The organism is Serinicoccus profundi (assembly GCF_008001015.1).
Taxonomy (GTDB): domain Bacteria; phylum Actinomycetota; class Actinomycetes; order Actinomycetales; family Dermatophilaceae; genus Ornithinicoccus; species Ornithinicoccus profundi.
This window is the reverse complement of record NZ_CP042862.1, coordinates 1,833,825-1,850,901: the sequence shown is the minus strand read 5'-3', so window position 1 is coordinate 1,850,901 and position 17,077 is coordinate 1,833,825. Positions and strand designations below refer to the sequence as shown.

At 72.5% G+C, this 17,077-nt stretch carries 13 protein-coding genes; 11 read left to right on the top strand and 2 right to left on the bottom strand.

What is annotated here, in order from left to right; genetic code table 11:
• The first annotated feature begins 2 nt into the window (after positions 1 to 2).
• The 10 genes from FA582_RS08540 to FA582_RS08495 all read left to right on the top strand — a co-directional run bounded on the left by FA582_RS08540 (position 3) and on the right by FA582_RS08495 (position 13,214).
• Positions 3 to 2,150 carry a primosomal protein N' family DNA-binding protein gene (locus FA582_RS08540; protein ID WP_238705432.1) on the top strand — a complete coding sequence of 716 codons (2,148 nt, stop codon included), beginning with the start codon at positions 3 to 5 and terminating at the stop codon, positions 2,148 to 2,150.
• A gap of 212 nt (positions 2,151 to 2,362) precedes the next feature.
• Positions 2,363 to 4,234, top strand: a complete 1,872-nt coding sequence (locus FA582_RS08535; protein ID WP_029541492.1) for an ABC transporter substrate-binding protein — start codon at positions 2,363 to 2,365, stop codon at positions 4,232 to 4,234.
• Between the two features lie 244 nt (positions 4,235 to 4,478).
• A complete protein-coding gene (locus FA582_RS08530) occupies positions 4,479 to 6,011 on the top strand; it encodes an ABC transporter permease (RefSeq protein ID WP_010148586.1) in 1,533 nt (510 codons plus the stop codon).
• A gap of 64 nt (positions 6,012 to 6,075) precedes the next feature.
• Positions 6,076 to 7,071 carry an ABC transporter permease gene (locus FA582_RS08525; protein ID WP_147899787.1) on the top strand — a complete coding sequence of 332 codons (996 nt, stop codon included), beginning with the start codon at positions 6,076 to 6,078 and terminating at the stop codon, positions 7,069 to 7,071.
• Positions 7,071 to 8,912 (top strand): ABC transporter ATP-binding protein, encoded by a 1,842-nt coding sequence (locus tag FA582_RS08520; RefSeq protein WP_010148584.1) that lies wholly within the window; start codon positions 7,071 to 7,073, stop codon positions 8,910 to 8,912. The genes FA582_RS08525 and FA582_RS08520 overlap by 1 nt, the downstream gene beginning before the upstream one ends.
• 7 nt (positions 8,913 to 8,919) lie before the next feature.
• On the top strand, positions 8,920 to 9,861 hold the full coding sequence (gene fmt / locus FA582_RS08515; protein WP_010148583.1) for a methionyl-tRNA formyltransferase: 942 nt from the start codon (positions 8,920 to 8,922) through the stop codon (positions 9,859 to 9,861).
• The gene (locus tag FA582_RS08510) at positions 9,854 to 11,362 is read left to right on the top strand and encodes an RsmB/NOP family class I SAM-dependent RNA methyltransferase (protein ID WP_010148582.1); all 1,509 of its coding nucleotides are present in this window, start codon (positions 9,854 to 9,856) and stop codon (positions 11,360 to 11,362) included. Before fmt ends, FA582_RS08510 begins: the two co-directional genes overlap by 8 nt.
• Positions 11,363 to 11,366: 4 nt before the next feature.
• Positions 11,367 to 12,038 (top strand): ribulose-phosphate 3-epimerase, encoded by a 672-nt coding sequence (gene rpe, locus FA582_RS08505; protein WP_010148581.1) that lies wholly within the window; start codon positions 11,367 to 11,369, stop codon positions 12,036 to 12,038.
• A 1-nt stretch (position 12,039) separates the two neighbouring features.
• Positions 12,040 to 12,765 (top strand): nicotinamide riboside transporter PnuC, encoded by a 726-nt coding sequence (gene pnuC, locus FA582_RS08500; protein WP_010148579.1) that lies wholly within the window; start codon positions 12,040 to 12,042, stop codon positions 12,763 to 12,765.
• Positions 12,762 to 13,214, top strand: coding sequence for a PH domain-containing protein (locus FA582_RS08495; RefSeq protein ID WP_010148577.1), 453 nt, complete (start codon positions 12,762 to 12,764; stop codon positions 13,212 to 13,214). The genes pnuC and FA582_RS08495 overlap by 4 nt, the downstream gene beginning before the upstream one ends.
• 10 nt (positions 13,215 to 13,224) lie before the next feature.
• Here FA582_RS08495 and FA582_RS08490 read toward each other — a convergent pair whose 3' ends face one another.
• Together FA582_RS08490 and FA582_RS08485 are read right to left on the bottom strand one after the other, a co-directional pair.
• Complete coding sequence (locus FA582_RS08490; RefSeq protein WP_147899786.1) at positions 13,225 to 14,382, bottom strand: FUSC family protein; 1,158 nt, start codon at positions 14,380 to 14,382, stop codon at positions 13,225 to 13,227.
• Positions 14,383 to 14,432: 50 nt separating this feature from the next.
• Complete coding sequence (locus tag FA582_RS08485; protein WP_010148575.1) at positions 14,433 to 15,080, bottom strand: TIGR03085 family metal-binding protein; 648 nt, start codon at positions 15,078 to 15,080, stop codon at positions 14,433 to 14,435.
• A 118-nt stretch (positions 15,081 to 15,198) separates the two neighbouring features.
• On the opposite strand from FA582_RS08485, the gene FA582_RS08480 reads away from it, so the two are divergent.
• Complete coding sequence (locus FA582_RS08480) at positions 15,199 to 17,034, top strand: ABC transporter ATP-binding protein (protein ID WP_051125206.1); 1,836 nt, start codon at positions 15,199 to 15,201, stop codon at positions 17,032 to 17,034.
• The last annotated feature ends 43 nt before the right edge of the window (positions 17,035 to 17,077 follow it).

Below are 17,077 nucleotides of genomic sequence, written 5' to 3'. Positions count from 1 at the left end.
ACGTGAGCGAGCAGCTCGAGCTGGTCCCCGCTCCGGCGGTGCCCCGCCGCCGGTCCACGGCGCCCGCCGCGGACGTGCCGCTCGCCGAGCAGGACCCGGTGGCGACCGTCCTCGTCGACACGCCGCTGGCCCACCTGGACCGGCCGTTCGAGTATGCCGTCCCGGCAGACCTCGCCGACGCGGCGCAGCCGGGGGTCCGGGTCAAGGTGCGCTTCGCCGGGCGCGACCACGACGGCTACCTCCTGACCCGCACCTCCAGCGCCGAGCACACCGGGCGGCTGGCGCCGCTGCGCACCGTCGTCAGCCCCGAGCCGGTGCTCACGCCGCAGGTCCTCGCCCTGGTCCGGGAGGTGGCCGGGCACTACGGCGGCACGCTCGCCGACGCGGTGCGGCTCGCCGTGCCACCTCGTCACGCCCGTGCCGAGAAGTCGGTCCCACCGGCCGTCGCCGGAGGTGGCGCGAGCGGCGCAGATGCTCAGCCCGGCGGGGGAGCGGACGCTGCCGAGCAGGCCGGGCCGTCCGCTAGTGCCCCGTCTCTCGCTCCCGCCGCGCCCGGCGCCTCGCCGTGGGACGCCTACCCCGCCGGTGCGGCCCTGCTGCGCCGGCTGCGCGACGGTGAGGCGCCGGCGGGCCGCCTGGTTGGCCCTGCCGGGGCAGCCCCCGCAGCTGGACTGGCCGGAGGCCATCGCCTCGGCGGTCGCGGAGTGCGTCGCCGGGGGCGGGGCGCCGTGGTGGTCCTGCCGGACCGACGCGACGTCGAGCGGGTCGTGCCCGCGATCGCGCGTGCCGTTGGCGAGGACGACGTCGTGCGGCTGACGGCGGACCTCGGCCCGGAGGCGCGCTACTCCGCGTTCCTGCGGGTGCTCCGCGGGCACGCCCGCGTCGTGGTGGGCACCCGGGCCAGCGCCTTCGCGCCGGTGCGCGACCTCGGCCTCGTCGTGGCGTGGGACGAGGGCGATGACCTCCACCAGGAGCCGCGGGCCCCCTACCCCCACGTGCGGGAGGTGCTGCGCCGCCGTGCCCGCTCGGAGGGTGCCGGCCTGCTGGTCGGCGGCTTCACCCGCAGCGTCGAGGTGCAGCAGTGGGTGCAGGAGGGGCTGCTGGCCCCCGTCGTCGCCGACCGCACCACCCTGCGCCGGCTGGCACCGGGCGTCGTCGTCGCCGGGGAGGGATACCAGGAGGAGCGCGACGCGGCGGCGCGCACCGCACGGCTCCCCGGGGTGGCGCTCACGGCTCTGCGCTCCGGTCTCCAGCGCGGCCCGGTCCTGGTGCAGGTGCCACGGCAGGGCTACGTCCTCGGGCTGGCCTGCCAGGATTGCCGCTCGGCGCTGCGGTGCGCCGCCTGCCACGGCCCGGTGGGCGCAGGAGATCGCGTGTCGGTCGCGGCCTGCCGCTGGTGCGGCACCGCGTTCCCCTCCGACCGCCCGTGCGAGGCGTGTGGTTCGTTGCGTCGCCGCACGTCGGGGCTCGGTGAGCGCCGGACGGCCGAGGAGCTCGGGCGGGCCTTCCCCGGGACCCGCGTGGTCTCCTCCGGGGGGGAGCATGTCGTCGACGAGGTCGCGGCTGATCCCGCTCTCGTCGTCGCGACGCCCGGTGCCGAACCCTGGTGCGCCGACGGGTATGCCGCCGTCGTGCTGCTCGACGGGTGGCGGCTGCTCGAGCGCGCGGCCCTCGACGCGGCGCCGGAGACCCTGCGTCGCTGGTGCGCGGCCGCCGCGCTGGCCCGACCTGCCGCCCGCTCCGATGGTCGCCGCGGTCCGGAGGTCGTCGTGTGCGGGGTCCCGCCGCACGGGAGCGTCCCTGCTGTCGAGGCGCTGGTGCGCTGGGATCCGGCCTGGCTGGCGGCCAGGGAGCTGGAGGAGCGCGCCGAGCTCGGGCTGCCCCCGTCGCTGCGCCAGGTCGAGGTGACCGGGCCGGCTCCGGTGGTCGACCAGGTGGGCCGGGCCCTCGTGGAGGGCGGCCTGCGGGTCCTGGGCACCGTGCCGCTGGACGGCACGTCTTCACGTCAGGACGACGCCCGGGTCCGGGCCACCCTCCGCCAGGGCGAGGGCACGGTGCCAGCGGCGGTCCACACCGTGCGGGCCGAACGCAGCGCCCGCAAGGCGGAGGACGTCGTGCGCATCCGGATCGACGGAGACGGGACGTCCTGACCTGCGCCGGCGGCGCGTCGAACGCTTGACGTAGCGTCACTGCTACGGAAGTCTCAAAAGGGTAACGATCGCGTCACCGTGTGGGCACGGTGGTGGCGTCGGGCGCGGACCCATGCCTAAGTTGCATCTGCAACCCCCCCGGTGCGTCGCCAGAGCATGCGGTGGACCACGACGGTCCACCACCGCGAGACGCCCATTCACTAGGAGGAACATTGAAGATCAGGCGCGCGACCATGGCCGTCGTGGCGGCCGGTGCCCTGGCGCTGGCTGGCTGCACGTCCGGCGGCGGTTCGGAGGACAACGACACCGCGGCCGAGGGCGGCGGCAGCGAGGACTCGTCCGAGGAGAGCGGTGGGACCGAGGAGGACTCCGAGGGCTCTGAGGACATGGGTGGCGAGGAGGGCTCGACCGCGAAGGCCGACCTGGGCGACGTCACCACCAACACCGAGGAGACGGTCTCCTTCTCCAGTGGTGCCGAGGAGTACAACGCCTACAACGGCGACACCGCCTCCACCAACTCCACCTACAACGCGGTGGTCAACAACCAGCTCTTGAGCAGCTTCTGGTACTGGGGCACCGACGGCACGGTCTACCCCAACGAGTGGTTCGGCTCCTACGAGGTGACCTCCGAGGACCCGCTGACCGTCGAGTACACCATCTCCGACGACGCGGTCTGGTCCGACGGCACCCCGATCACCTCCAACGACTACCTGCTCGAGTGGGCCTCGTCCAACCCCGAGGCCCTCGGTGGCGTGGACGCCCTCGGGTTCGACCCGGTCTCCGACACCTTCGGCAAGTACGTCCCGGAGGCCCCGGAGACCGAGCCGGGCAGCAAGACCTTCACGGTCGTCTACCCCGAGCCCTACCCGGACTGGGAGCTCGTCGTCAATGACGCCTTCCCCTCGCACGTCGCGGCGGAGCAGGCGGGCATGGAGCCCGACGAGCTCGCGCAGGCGATCCTCGACGGCGAGGGCGAGATGGTGGCCGAGGTCTCGGAGTTCTGGAACACCGGCTGGCTGTTCCCGGACTACTCCGTCACCGACGAGGCGCTGGTCCCCTCCTCCGGCCCCTACACCCTCGAGGGTGCGGCCTGGGAGAGCGGCAACCAGCTCGCGCTGGTCCCCAACGAGAGCTTCTTCGGCCCCGCGCCGGCGACCGGCAACCTCGTCTACAAGTTCGCCGCTCCGGACACCCACGTCCAGGCGCTGCAGAACGGTGACATCAACGTCATCGAGCCGCAGGCGACCGTCGACACGCTGCAGCAGCTCGAGGGCATGGGCGACACGGTCGCCGTCGAGACGACGGCCGAGATGACCTGGGAGCACCTGGACTTCAACTTCGCGGAGTCCTCTGCCTTCAGCGATGACAACGGTGGGCTCGCCGCCCGCGAGGCGTTCGCCATGTGCGTCCCGCGGCAGAACATCATCGACAACCTCATCAAGCCGATCAACCCCGACGCGCAGGTCATGAACCTCCGCGAGAAGTTCCCCTTCCAGGAGGACTACCAGGAGGTCGTGGACGAGGCGTACAGCGGCCAGTACGACGAGGTCGACATCGAGGGTGCGCAGGCCAAGCTCGAGGAGGCCGGCCTGGAGTCGCCCGTCGAGGTGCGCATCGGCTACTCGGCGCCCAACCCGCGCCGGACCGAGCAGGTCGCCCAGATCAAGTCCTCGTGCGACGAGGCGGGCTTCAACATCGTCGACGCCGGCAACCCGGACTTCTTCGAGGCCGGTGGCACGCTGGAGTCGGGTGACTGGGAGGTCGCGCTGTTCGCCTGGGCCGGCTCGGGCCAGATCGCCTCGGGTCAGCCGATCTACTCCACCGGTGGTGGCCAGAACTTCGGTGGCTTCTCCAACGAGGAGGTCGACGCGGCCTGGAACACCCTGGCCTCGTCGAACGACCCCGAGGTCCACATGGAGCAGATCAAGGTGATCGAGAAGCTGCTGTGGGACAACCTGTACGGCATCCCGCTCTTCGCCCACCCGGGCGTGACGGGCTACGACAGCACCCTGGAGAACGTCCGGGCCACCTCGGTCCAGACCGGTGTCTCCTGGAACGCCGAGCAGTGGATGCGCGCCAGCTGACGCGCTCCTGGTCGACGGTGCGCCGCTGAGCGCACCACGACCGGCACGCTGACGGGGCGGGAGGGTCAACGCCCTCCCGCCCCGTCCGTGTGTCCGCACCGCTTCCCACTTCTCTGGTTGACACGCGGTGGCGGCCCCCGACACGCTTCCGGGGGTTCCGTGGTCCTGACCCCACGTGAGGGGTTAGAGTCTGCGGGCAGTCCCGTCACACCGCCGTGAACCCTCACCGCAAAGGTCCGAACCCGTGCTCCAATTCATCCTCCGCAGGATCGCGATCTCCACGCTGATCATGTTCCTGGGGTCCGTGCTGATGTACGTCCTCACGATCAACTCGGCCGACCCGCTTCAGGATCTGCGCGAGTCCCGCGCCGAGAACCGCGACCAGCTGATCCAGGCGCGGATCGACAACATGGGGCTGAACGACCCGTGGTGGGAGCGCTACCTCGGCTGGCTGACCGGCGTGAGCAAGTGCTTCGTGCTGCAGTGCGACCTCGGTGCCACGCGGGACGGGGCCAACGTCAACAACCTGCTCGTCGCCTCGGCGGGCGCGAGCCTGCGCCTGGTGACCCTGGCGACCTTCCTGGCGATCTTCATCGGTGTGGCCCTCGGTGTGCTCTCGGCGATCCGCCAGTACTCCGGCTTCGACTACGTCATCACCTTCGCCGCCTTCGTCTTCTTCTCCCTGCCCTCCTTCTGGGCCGCGGTGCTGCTCAAGGACTTCGGTGCCATCAAGTTCAACAACTGGATCGCCGACCCGGCGATCTCGACCACGGCGATCGCGGTGATCGCGGCCGTCTTCGCGGTCACGGTGGCCTCGGTGCTCGGGGGAGCGCTACGCCGACAGCTCCTCACCGCCCTGGTCGCCTTCGTCGTCGTCTTCGGCCTGGTCTTCTGGTTCGACCGCATCGACTGGTGGCTCCAGCCGGCCCTCGGCCTGCCGCTCATCCTGCTCGGCTCGCTGCTGGGTCTGGCCTTCATGCTCGTCATGACGGTCGGTCTCGCGCACCGCAAGGTGATGTATGCCGGCCTCGTCACGGTCGGCCTGGGGCTGGTCTCCTACTTCGTCACCGGGCCCATCCTCGAGGACCCGTCGTGGCTCATCATCATCGCGCTCACCGTCGTGACCGTCCTGGTCGCCCTCGCCGTCGGGTGGGTCATGGGCGGCTACGAGCGTCGCGTGGCGAGCATCGTCACCGTGGGCACCGCGCTGAGCATGGGCTTCCTCATCTTCATGGACAAGCTGCTGCGCGGCTGGGCCGGCTTCCTCGACATGGCACCCAGCGGCCGCCCGGTCGGCACCATCGGTCAGAACCGCATCATCCCCGAGCGCTTCGAGGGTGACTTCTGGGAGGGGATCTTCAACTGGGGGATCCAGCTCGTCCTGCCGACGATCGTGCTCACCCTGATCTCCATCGCGACCTACAGCCGCTACACCCGTGGCTCCATGCTGGAGACGATCAACCAGGACTACATCCGCACCGCCCGCTCCAAGGGGCTCTCGGACCGGGTGGTCTTCACCAAGCACGCGCTGCGCAACGCGCTCATCCCCATCACGACCATCGTGGCCTTCGACTTCGCCTCGCTGCTCGGCGGTGCGGTCATCACCGAGACGATCTTCGGGTGGCGCGGGCTGGGCGCGATGTTCCGCCTCGGCCTGGACACCGTCGACCCCAACCCGGTCATGGCCTACTACCTCGTGGCCGGAGGCGCGGCGGTGCTCATGAACATGTTCGCCGACATCGCCTACGCCTTCCTCGACCCGCGGATCAGGCGGTGAGCCCGGTGACCGTGCCTCACCCGCCCGCCGACCGCCTCACCGCCTCGACCCGAAGGACCCTGCGATGACCGACAACCACCGCCCGGACCGGCCGGAGCACACCCCGGCCGCGAGCACCGTCGAGGAAGCCTTCTCCGTCGAGAAGGAGATCGACCTCAGCCAGAAGTCCTACTCCCAGGGCCAGCTGGTCCGACGCCGCTTCTTCCGGCACCGCGGAGCGATGGCCTCCCTCATCCTGCTGCTCTTCATCGCCGGCATCGCCTTCACCTCGATCGGCTACGGCATCATCCCGGGATGGTGGGGCAAGACGTTCTACGACGCCGGCGCCGCCGTCGACGGAGGACGACCCACGATGCAGCTGTGGCCCTTCCAGATCGGGGAGCACCCGTTCGGGCAGGACACCATCGGCAAGGACTACTTCGCCCTGACGATGCGCGGCACCCAGCGCTCGCTCATCGTCGCCTTCACCGTGGGGCTGCTCTCCACCCTCGTCGGCACCCTCATCGGCGCGATCGCGGGCTTCTTCCGCGGCTGGGTCGAGGCCATCCTCATGCGGGTCACCGACCTGTTCATCATCATCCCGCTGCTGGTCCTGGCGGCCGTCCTCGGCAAGATGGCCGGCGGTGGCATCTGGTCGCTCGCGCTGGTGCTGAGCCTGGTCTCGTGGACCGGTCTGGCCCGCCTGGTGCGCGGCGAGGTCCTCTCGCTGCGCGAGCGGGAGTTCGTCACCGCGGCCGAGGCCATCGGCACGGGCTCGGGGCGCATCATCTTCAAGCACATCCTGCCCAACACCATCGGCACCATCATCGTCAGCGCGACCCTGACGATCGCGGCCACCATCCTGCTCGAGTCGGCACTGTCGTTCCTCGGCTACGGTGTCCGACCGCCGGACACCTCGCTCGGACTGCTCATCTCGCAGTACCAGAACGCCTTCCAGACCCGGCCCTGGCTGTTCTGGTGGCCCGGCCTCTTCATCCTCGGGATCGCGCTGTCCGTCAACTTCCTCGGCGACGGACTCCGTGACGCCTTCGACCCCCGTCAGAACAGGACCGCTGACTGATGACCACCACCACCCAGAGCAACTCCGGCGAGCCGGTCTTCACCGGGTCGGGCACGCCCACCAGTGACGAGGAGGTCGTCCTCGCCTTCGACGACGTCGACGTCCGCTTCAAGACCGAGTTCGGCAGCGTCCACGCGGTCAAGGGGGTCGACCTCAGGGTCCGTCCCGGCGAGGTCGTGGCCCTGGTCGGCGAGTCCGGCTCGGGCAAGTCCGTCACCTCGATGACGGCGATGCGGCTGCTGCCGCGCAACGCCACCATCGGGGGAGCGGTCAACGTCGCGGGCCGCGAGGTCGGCCGGCTCTCGGAGAACAACATGCGTCGCCTGCGCGGCAACGACGTCGCGATGGTCTTCCAGGAGCCGATGACGGCGCTCAACCCGGTGCTCAACATCGGCACCCAGCTCGTGGAGTCGATGGAGCTGCACGGCGTCGCCCGCGGCGCCGCCGCCTGGAGCCGCGCCATCGAGCTGCTCGGCATGGTCGGGATCCCCGAGCCCGCCCGGCAGATGAAGAAGTACCCGCACGAGCTCTCCGGCGGGCAGCGGCAGCGCGTGGTCATCGCCATCGCGATCAGCTGCGACCCCAAGGTCATCATCGCCGACGAGCCGACGACCGCGCTCGACGTGACCGTGCAGGCCGACATCCTCGACCTGCTCCGCTCGCTCAAGGACAAGCTCAACACCGGCATCCTGCTCATCACCCACAACATGGGTGTCGTGGCCGACATGGCCGACCGCGTCGCCGTGATGTTCAAGGGCGAGATCGTCGAGCGGGGCACCGTCGAGGAGGTGCTGCTGCACCCCAACCACGACTACACCAAGATGCTGCTCGGCTCGGTGCCCCGGATGGGTCATGGTCGCGGCCAGATGGGCATCAGCGTGAAGGAGGAGATCGACGCCGACGCCCCGCTGGCGATCGAGCTCAAGAACCTCGTCATCGAGTACCAGCGCCTCGGCAAGGCACCGTTCCGCGCGGTCGACGACGTCAGCTTCGACGTCCGCCGCGGCGAGATCGTGGGCCTGGTGGGCGAGTCCGGGTCGGGCAAGAGCACCATCGGCCGCTGCGCGCTCGGACTCATCCCCGCGGCGTCCGGGGAGTTCCGGCTGCTCGGGGAGAACATCACGGGCATGAAGCGCAAGGACCTCAAGCCGCTGCGCAAGCGGATCGGCGTGATCTTCCAGGACCCCGCCGCCTCCCTCAACCCGCGACTGCCGATCGGCGAGTGCATCGCCGAACCCCTGGTGGTGCACAAGGTGGGCAACCGCAAGTCGCGCGAGGAGAAGGTCTACGAGCTCCTCGAGGCCGTCCAGCTGCCCCGTGAGGTCTACAACCGCTACCCGCACGAGGTCTCCGGCGGGCAGCGGCAGCGCATCTCCGTGGCGCGTGCTCTCACGCTCGACCCCGAGCTGCTGGTGGCCGACGAGCCCACCTCGGCGCTGGACGTCTCCGTGCAGGCCCGGGTGCTCAAGATCTTCGCCGAGCTCCAGGAGCAGTTCGGCTTCGCCTGCCTCTTCATCAGCCACGACCTGGCCGTGATCGACCTGCTCGCCCACAAGGTGGTGGTCCTCCAGAACGGCAAGGTGGTCGAGGCCGGGCCGCGCGGGCAGATCATGGAGAACCCGCAGGAGGAGTACACCCAGCGGCTCATCGCGGCCGCGCCCGTCCCCGACCCGGTCGAGCAGGGTCGGCGTCGGCGGGAGCGGCACGAGCTGCTGCGGGAGCAGGGTGAGGAGATCGTCGAGCTCAAGGTCGACGGCGAGCAGTTCCACCAGTCCTCCGCGGAGGCCGAGGTCGTCGAGGTCGAGGAGCTCGACCGCGGCGACGACCAGCCGCGTCGCTGACCGCGGCGTGCGCGTCGTCTTCGCCGGGACCCCGGCGGCCGCCGTCCCGAGCCTGCGGGCCCTCCTGGACTCGCGGCACGAAGTCGTCGGCGTCCTCACCCGCCGGGACGCCCCGGCCGGCCGTGGCCGCACCCTGCGCCCCTCACCGGTGCGGCAGGTGGCCCAGGAGGCCGGCATACCGGTGCTCACGCCACGGTCGCTGCGTGAGCCCGAGGCTCTCGAGCGACTGCGCGAGTGGGCGCCCGAGGCGTGCCCCGTCGTCGCCTACGGGCTCCTCGTGCCCCCGGACCTGCTGACCGTGCCGGCCCACGGGTGGGTCAACCTGCATTTCTCGCTGCTTCCCGCCTGGCGCGGCGCCGCGCCCGTGCAGCACGCCCTCCGGGCGGGCGACGACGTGAGCGGCGCCGTGACCTTCCGTCTCGAGGAGGGTCTGGACACCGGCCCGGTGCTCGGCCGCCTGACCGAGACGATCCGCCCGACGGACACCGCGGGCGAGCTGCTCACCCGGTTGGCCGACGCCGGTGCCCAGCTGCTCGTCTCCACCCTCGACGCCCTCGAGGAGGGCACGGTGCACGCCGTCGCCCAGCCCGCGGACGGCGTGAGTCACGCACCCAAGCTCGAGGTCGACGACGCCCGGGTGCGGTGGGACCGCCCGGCCTTCGCGATCGACCGGCTGGTGCGCGCCTGCACCCCTGAGCCCGGTGCCTGGACGATGCTCGCGGGCGAACGCGTCAAGCTGGGCCCGGTCGCTCCGCTGCCGTCCGAGGCCGCGTCAACGACGGTGCTCGCGCCCGGGGAGATCGGGGTCGGCCGACGCGAGGTCCTCGTCGGCACCGGCACCGGCCCCGTGCGGCTCGGCGAGGTACAGGCGCCGGGCAAGCGAGCCATGCCCGCACCGGACTGGGCGCGCGGCGCCCGGCTGGGGACAGGAGTGCACTTCGATGGGTGAGACGCCACGTCGGCAGCCGGCACCGGACCGCGGGGGAGACCGCGCCCCGCGGCGAGGTCCCCGGCGACGATCGGCACAGACGCCGACCCAACGCGCCAGGGAGGCCGACCCGGCCCGCGCGGTCGCCTTCCGGGTCCTGCGCCAGGTCGACACGGACGAGGCCTTCGCCAACCTCGTGCTGCCCGGGGCCCTGCGCACGGCGGGCCTCCGGGGCCGCGATGCCGCGTTCGCGACCGAGCTGACCTACGGCACCCTGCGGCTGCGAGGTCTCTACGACGCCGTCATCGCCGAGGCCGCGAGCCGGCCCGTCACGGAGATCGACAGCCCGGTGCGCACCGTGCTGCGCCTCGGGGCGCACCAGCTGCTCGGTATGCGGGTCCCCGACCACGCCGCCGTCAGCGCGACCGTGGGCCTGGCCCGCCAGCAGGTGGGCCAGGGCGCCGGTGGGTTCGTCAACGCCGTGCTCCGCCGCATCAGCGAGCAGGATCGCGACACCTGGGTCGCCCAGCTCCTGGCGCCGATCACCGAGCCGTCCTCCCGCCTGGCGCTCGAGCACTCCCACCCCGAGTGGATCGTCCGCGCGCTGCGGGCCGCCCTCGTCTCCGCCCGTGGTGTCACGCAGGCGGACACCGAGCTGCCCCTGCTGCTCGCCGCCCACAACACCCCCGGCCCGTTGACCCTCGTGGCCCGTCCCGGCCTCGGCGCCGAGGACGAGCTGGCCCAGGCGGGTGCCCGCCCGTCGCCGCTCGCGCCGACCGCGTGGGAGCTGCCGCAGGGTGACCCCGGGGCGCTGGAGAGCATCCGGGACGGTCGGGCCGCGGTGCAGGACGTCGGGTCCCAGCTGCTCACCCTGGCCCTCGCCGCGGCGCCGATCGGGGGCCCCGACGAGCGCTGGCTCGACCTCTGCGCAGGCCCCGGCGGCAAGGCCGGGCTGCTCGCCGCCCTGGCCGCCGGGCGCGGAGCGCGGCTGCGCGCCAACGAGGTCAGTGAGCACCGGGCCGAGCTCGTGCGGCATACCCTCGTCGGTCCGGTGCACGGCGGTGCGCAGGTGGACGTCACGGTCGGTGACGGCCGCGACGTGGGCGCGGAGGAGCCGGAGACCTACGACCGCGTCCTCGTCGACGCACCGTGCACCGGGCTCGGCGCCCTGCGGCGGCGCCCCGAGGCGCGCTGGCGACGCAGCGCGCAGGACCTCACCACCCTGGGCCCCCTGCAGCGCGAGCTCCTCGACTCCGCGCTCCGCGCCACCCGGCCCGGCGGCGTCGTGGTCTACGCCACCTGCTCCCCGCACCTGGCCGAGACCGAGCTCGTCGTCAAGGACGTCGTCAAGCGGCATCCGGACGTCGAGGTGCTCGACGTCCGCCCCCTCCTGCAGGACCGCGCCGGGGAACCGATCCCCGACACCGGCCCCGGGCCGACGGCCCAGCTCTGGCCCCACCTGCACGGCACCGACGGGATGTTCGTGGCCCTCCTGCGTCGCTCGGAGCGGTCGTTAGGCTGAGCCCATGGCTGCGCCCGTGACCCCCCAGATCAGCCCCTCCATCCTCGCCTCCGACTTCGCCCACCTGGCCGCGGAGCTCCAGGCGATCGAGACCGCCGACTGGGCCCACGTCGACGTCATGGACAACCACTTCGTGCCCAACCTCACCCTCGGGCTGCCCGTGGTCGAGGCGCTGGCCCGGGTCACCCCCGTGCCGCTGGACTGCCACCTCATGATCGAGGACCCCGACCGGTGGGCCCCGGACTACGCCGAGGCCGGTGCCTCCTCGGTCACCGTCCACGTCGAGGCGGTCCGCGACCCGGTCGCCACCGCCCGGGCGATCCGCGCCGCGGGGGCCAGGGCCGCCCTCGCCTTCAAGCCGGGCACCCCCTTCGCGCCCTACGCCGACCTCCTCCCCGAGCTCGACATGGTCCTCGTCATGACCGTCGAGCCCGGCTTCGGCGGCCAGTCCTTCATGGACGACCAGCTGGCCAAGGTGCGCGAGGTGCGCCAGGCGGTCAGCCGCCACGGCGGCCAGGTCTGGGTGCAGGTCGACGGGGGAGTGGCCGCCGACACCATCGCCCGGTGCGCGGAGGCCGGCGCCGACGTCTTCGTCGCCGGCTCGGCGGTCTACGGCGCACATGACGTGCCCGCGGCGATCGCCGACCTGCGCCGGCTGGCGACCGAGGCGTCCTGAGGTGGACGTCTGGGGCGACCTGTTCAACGCCGAGCTCACCGTCCTCGGCCACACCATCGCGTGGCGGGAGGTCGTCGGCAACCTCTTCGGCTTCGCCTCGGCCATCCTCGGCATGCGGCGCACCGTGTGGGCGTGGCCGGTCGGGATCATCGGCAACCTGCTGCTGTTCACCGTCTTCATGGGGGTGTGGTTCACCAACCCGCAGGAGCACAGCCTCTTCGGCCAGGCCGCCCGGCAGGTCTTCTTCATCGCGACGAGCGTCTACGGCTGGTGGCGCTGGCAGCAGTCCCGCCGGACCCGCGCCAAGGGTGAGCCGGCCATCACCCCGCGCTGGGCCACCGCCGGTGAGCGGACGGCATACCTCGTGGTGGCGGTGGTGCTCATCGTCCTCGCGCAGTGGGTCTTCGCCCAGGTCGGGGCCGGCTGGCCGGCGCCGCGCTGGTACTACTGGACCGACGCCTGGATCTTCGTCGGGTCGATGCTCGCGACCTACGCCATGGCTCGCGGCTGGGTCGACTTCTGGCTCGTCTGGATCGCGGTGGACCTCGTGGGGGTGCCGCTGCTCTGGCACTCCGGCTACTACCCCTCCGCCGTGATGTATGCCGTCTACGGCGGCCTCGTGCTGTGGGGTTTCGTCGTGTGGCGGCGGGCCGCGCGGGACGAGGCGCCCCAGGGCGCGGTGACCGGTGGGGGCCCACCGCACGCCGGCGAGCGAGTGGTCTCGTGAGCGCGGGTTCGGCCGACCCCTACGCGCCGTTCCGGCCGGTGACGGGGGCGCGCGTCGCCCGGGTCACGGCGGTCGCCTCGGTCCTCGTCTTCGGTCTCATCGCGGTCCTCGGCCCCTCCTACGCCGGGTCCACCCTGGCCATGTCGCTGCTCAACCGCGTCTTCATCGCCGGTTTCGGCGTCGCCATGGCGGCCTTCCTCTGGAGGTATGCCCTCATCCGCGCGGTCCCGAGCCGCACCGGGCTGACCGTGGTCAACCTCGTGCAGCGCGAGGAGGTCGAGTGGGGCCAGATCGTGCACGTCGGCTTCTCCGGCGGTTCGCCGTGGGTGGTCCTGGAGCTCACCGACACCGAGGAGCTGGCCGTCATGGCGATCCAGCGCGCCGACGGGGTGCGGGCCCGGCGCGAGGCCGCCCGGTTGGCCGCGCTGGTGGAGCACCACCAGCGCTGACCCGTCGGGCTCAGCCCGCGGGGTCGATCTCGTCGCGGGTGGGCGGGACCCGGCGACGCGCCTCCTGCAGCGTCATGCCGGACAGCACGAGCAGGTCCACCACGGTCGAGCGCACCTGCGCCCGCAGGACCTCGGCCGACAGCCCCGGCCGCGAGTGCCCCCAGGTCGACTGCCGGGCCAGGTGCACGAGGTCCTCCTGGGCGGCGCCCAGCGGCTCGCGGCGGGTGAGCTGCTCCTGCAGCACCGCGGCCGCCTCGGCGAGCCCCTCGACCATGTCGGTGTAGGAGTCGGGCACGAACTCGTCGTTGCCGACGGCCGACTCCGCGCGGCGCGCGAGCACCCTGACGTTGCGGATCGCGAGGTCCAGGGGCTGGAGCAGCCGCTTGATCTCCAGCACGTCGGCGCGGTGCACGCCGGAGAGCAGGGGAGCCAGGCGGGCCGCGGCGGCCGCCTCGGCCGTCGTGTCCTGCAGCGCCTCCAGCTCCGCGGAGAGCCCGCGGGCGGTCTCCAGGGCGCGGGTGGCCCGGCCCTCGTCCCGGTTGCGCAGGCTCTGCGCCGTGTCGGTCAGCACCTCGGCCAGGTGGCCCACGAGGGCGATGATGCGCTCCCGGGGACGTTTCGTCGTGGACCGCATCGGCGCGACCATGGCGATGACCATGGCGACCGACCCGCCCACCGCGGCGTCCAGCCACCGGCTGAAGGCCTGCCCGTCATCGGCCACCAGGGTCGTGATGATGACGCCCTGGATGCCGGCCTGCATCATGAGCAGCTGCCCGGCGCCGGCCAGCACCGCCAGGCTCATCGCCACGACGCAGACGGCGAAGATCTGCCACAGCCCGGTGCCGAAGGCGTGCACGAAGAGGTCGCCGATGGCCACCCCGATCGCCACCCCGACGGTGAGCTCGGCGATCCGGCGGATGCGGTCGCCGTAGGTCAGGCCGAGGCAGACCATCGCGGTGATGGGGGCGAAGAAGGGGAGCGCGTGCCCCAGCAGGTCGTGGGCGATGAACCACGCGAGGACGGCGCCGGTGGCGGCCTGGAGGATGAGCCAGGCGCGAGCCCGCAGCCGCAGGACCCGGGTCCGGGCGGCGCTCGGGCGGATCTCCTCGCGCAACGGGTCGAGGACGACGTGGCGCGCGGCCCGGGCGTGCTCGCGGGCGCTGCTCATGGCACCAGTGTGACGGACCCGGCGGTGGCGTGCCGGGGCGGGCCGACCGTTCAGGCGCTCCGGCGGTGCGCCGCCAGGACCGCGAGGTCACGGTCGTCGCCCGCGGCCTCCACCCGGGCGACCTGCTCGCGACCGAAGGCGTGCAGCGCGAGCTCCAAGGGGTCCCCGGTGAGGACGACGCTGCCCCGGCCCTGCGGGGGCCGTCGCAGCGCGACCCGACCGTGCCCCGGCGCGACCGCCACGACCCCGCACGGTGCCGAGCGGTAGAGCATCCGGCCCGCCGTCCGCACGGTGCCCCAGATCTGGGCCTGCACGCCCTCGGGCAGGACCGTCGGCTCCCAGCCGGGCCGGGCCCGGGTCATGTCCTCGTGGTGGATGCTCAGCTCGGCGACGTTGACCGTGCGGTCCAGCGCCGGCACCTGGGTGGGCCAGAACCGCGCGGGGCCCCGGCGCACCTCCTCGACCAGCTGCGCGAAGGGTCGCGCGGCCACCCCCTCCTGCACCTTCTCGGTGTGCCGCTGCAGCGCCAGGACGGGCAGCCCGACCCCGGGCAGCGCGTCGACCCGGGACTCGCGCACGACGAGGTGGGCCAGCAGGTCGCGCACCGTCCACGGGGAGCACAGCGTGGGGGCGTCCGGGCCGAGGTCGGTGGCGGTGCGGGCGACGAGCCCGCGCAGGAGGTCGGGTGTGTGCGGCATACCGCTCATCGAAGCACGTGAGACCGTGTCGGGCGCGGGAAGGTCTGTCGGGGGCGCATGGTTGGATAGGAGGCGGTTCCCACCCCCACCACCTCGCCCTCCGGGAGGCCCTTTCTCCATGTCCGCTTCCGCCGCCAGCGCACCGGTGCCGCGTCCAGTTGCCGACCGAGCCGTGCTGCGGCGCGGGCTGCGGGTGATCTGGGGCGGCATGGTCGCCCAGAAGCGGCCGGTGCTGGTCGCGGTGCTGGGTGCGGTCCTGTGGGCGGCGGCGACCGTGGCGACCGCCGGGGCGATCGGGTGGCTGACGGGAGAGGTCGTCGAGCCCGCGGTCCGGGCCAGGCGGGTCGACGCGGCCGGCCTGTGGCTGATCTTCGGGGTGCTCGTCGCGGTGCTGGTCGTCAATGTCATCGGGGTGATCCTGCGCCGCGTCTACGCCACGATCGCCGGCTTCAACCTGCAGGCCGACTACCGCCAGCGGGTGAGCCGCCAGTACCTCCGGCTCCCGCTGTCGTGGCACCACGCCCACCCCTCCGGTCAGCTGCTGTCCAACGCGCACGCCGACGTGGAGGCGACCTGGCAGGTCTTCAACCCGTTGCCGATGGCGATCGGCGTCATCTTCATGCTGCTCATCGCGGGCACGATGATGGTGCTCGTCGACCCGTTGCTGGCCGTGCTCGGGCTGCTGGTCTTCCCCGGCCTCTTCGCCGCCAACCTCGTCTTCCAGCGGGTCATGTCGCCGCGCATCACCCGGGCGCAGCAGCTGCGCGCGGAGGTCGCCGAGGTCGCGCACGAGTCGTTCGAGGCCGGCCTGGTCGTCAAGGCCATGGGCCGGGAGGACCAGGAGACCGAGAGGTTCCGGGGCAAGACCTACGAGTTGCGTGATGCTCTCGTCCTCGTGGGCCGCACGCGCGGCGTCTTCGAGCCGGTCATCGAGGCCATCCCGACGCTGGGCACGCTCGCCGTCCTCGGGGTCGGGACCTGGCAGGTCTCCCGCGGCGCGCTCGAGGCCGCCGATGTCGTGCAGATGGCCTATCTCTTCTCCATCCTCGCCTTCCCGGTGCGCGCGCTGGGCTGGGTCCTGGCCGAGATTCCGCGCTCGGTGGTGGGTCATGACCGGGTCAAGCACGTGCTCGACGCCCAGGGAGGTATGCCGTACGGCCGGGAGTCCCTGACCCGTGAGGAGCCGGCGTCCTCGCGGATGGCGGGCGTGACCTACGCGCACGCCGGCGAGGAGCGCCCCACCATCCGCGGGGTGACCCTCGACGTGCCGTCGGGGAGCACGGTCGCCCTGGTCGGCCCGACGGGGTCGGGCAAGAGCACCCTGGCCAACCTCGCCCTGCGCCTCATCGACGCCGACAGCGGCTCGGTCCGCTTCGACGGCATCGAGGCCCGCGAGCTGGCCCGGGGAGAGCTCCCCGCCAGCGCCGCCCTCGTGGCCCAGCAGACCTTCATGTTCGACGACTCGGTCCGCGGCAACATCACGCTCGGCGAGGACTCCGACGACGAGGCGGTCTGGGAGGCGCTGCGCATCGCCCAGGCCGACGGCTTCGTCCGCTCGCTCCCCTCCGGTCTCGACACCGTCATCGGGGAGCGCGGGGGCACCCTCTCCGGCGGGCAGCGGCAGCGGATCGCCCTCGCCCGGGCGATCTGGCGCCGACCGCGACTGCTCGTGCTGGACGACGCCACGAGCGCCGTCGACCCCTCCGTGGAGCAGGCCATCCTCACCGGCCTGCGGGACGCGCGCGGCGGCATGACGGTGCTCGTGGTGGCCTACCGCATGGCGACGATCCTGCTCGCCGACGAGGTGGTCTACGTCGAGCACGGGGCCGTCGTCGACCAGGGGTCGCACGACGAGCTGCTGGGACGGTGCCGTGGCTACGCCGACCTGGTGCAGGCCTACTCCCGGGAGGCGGCCGAGCGGGCTGCCGTGACGCGACAGGAGGAGCCGTCGTGAGCACGGCCGAGCACAGCACGTCGAGCCGGATCGGAGGCCAGGG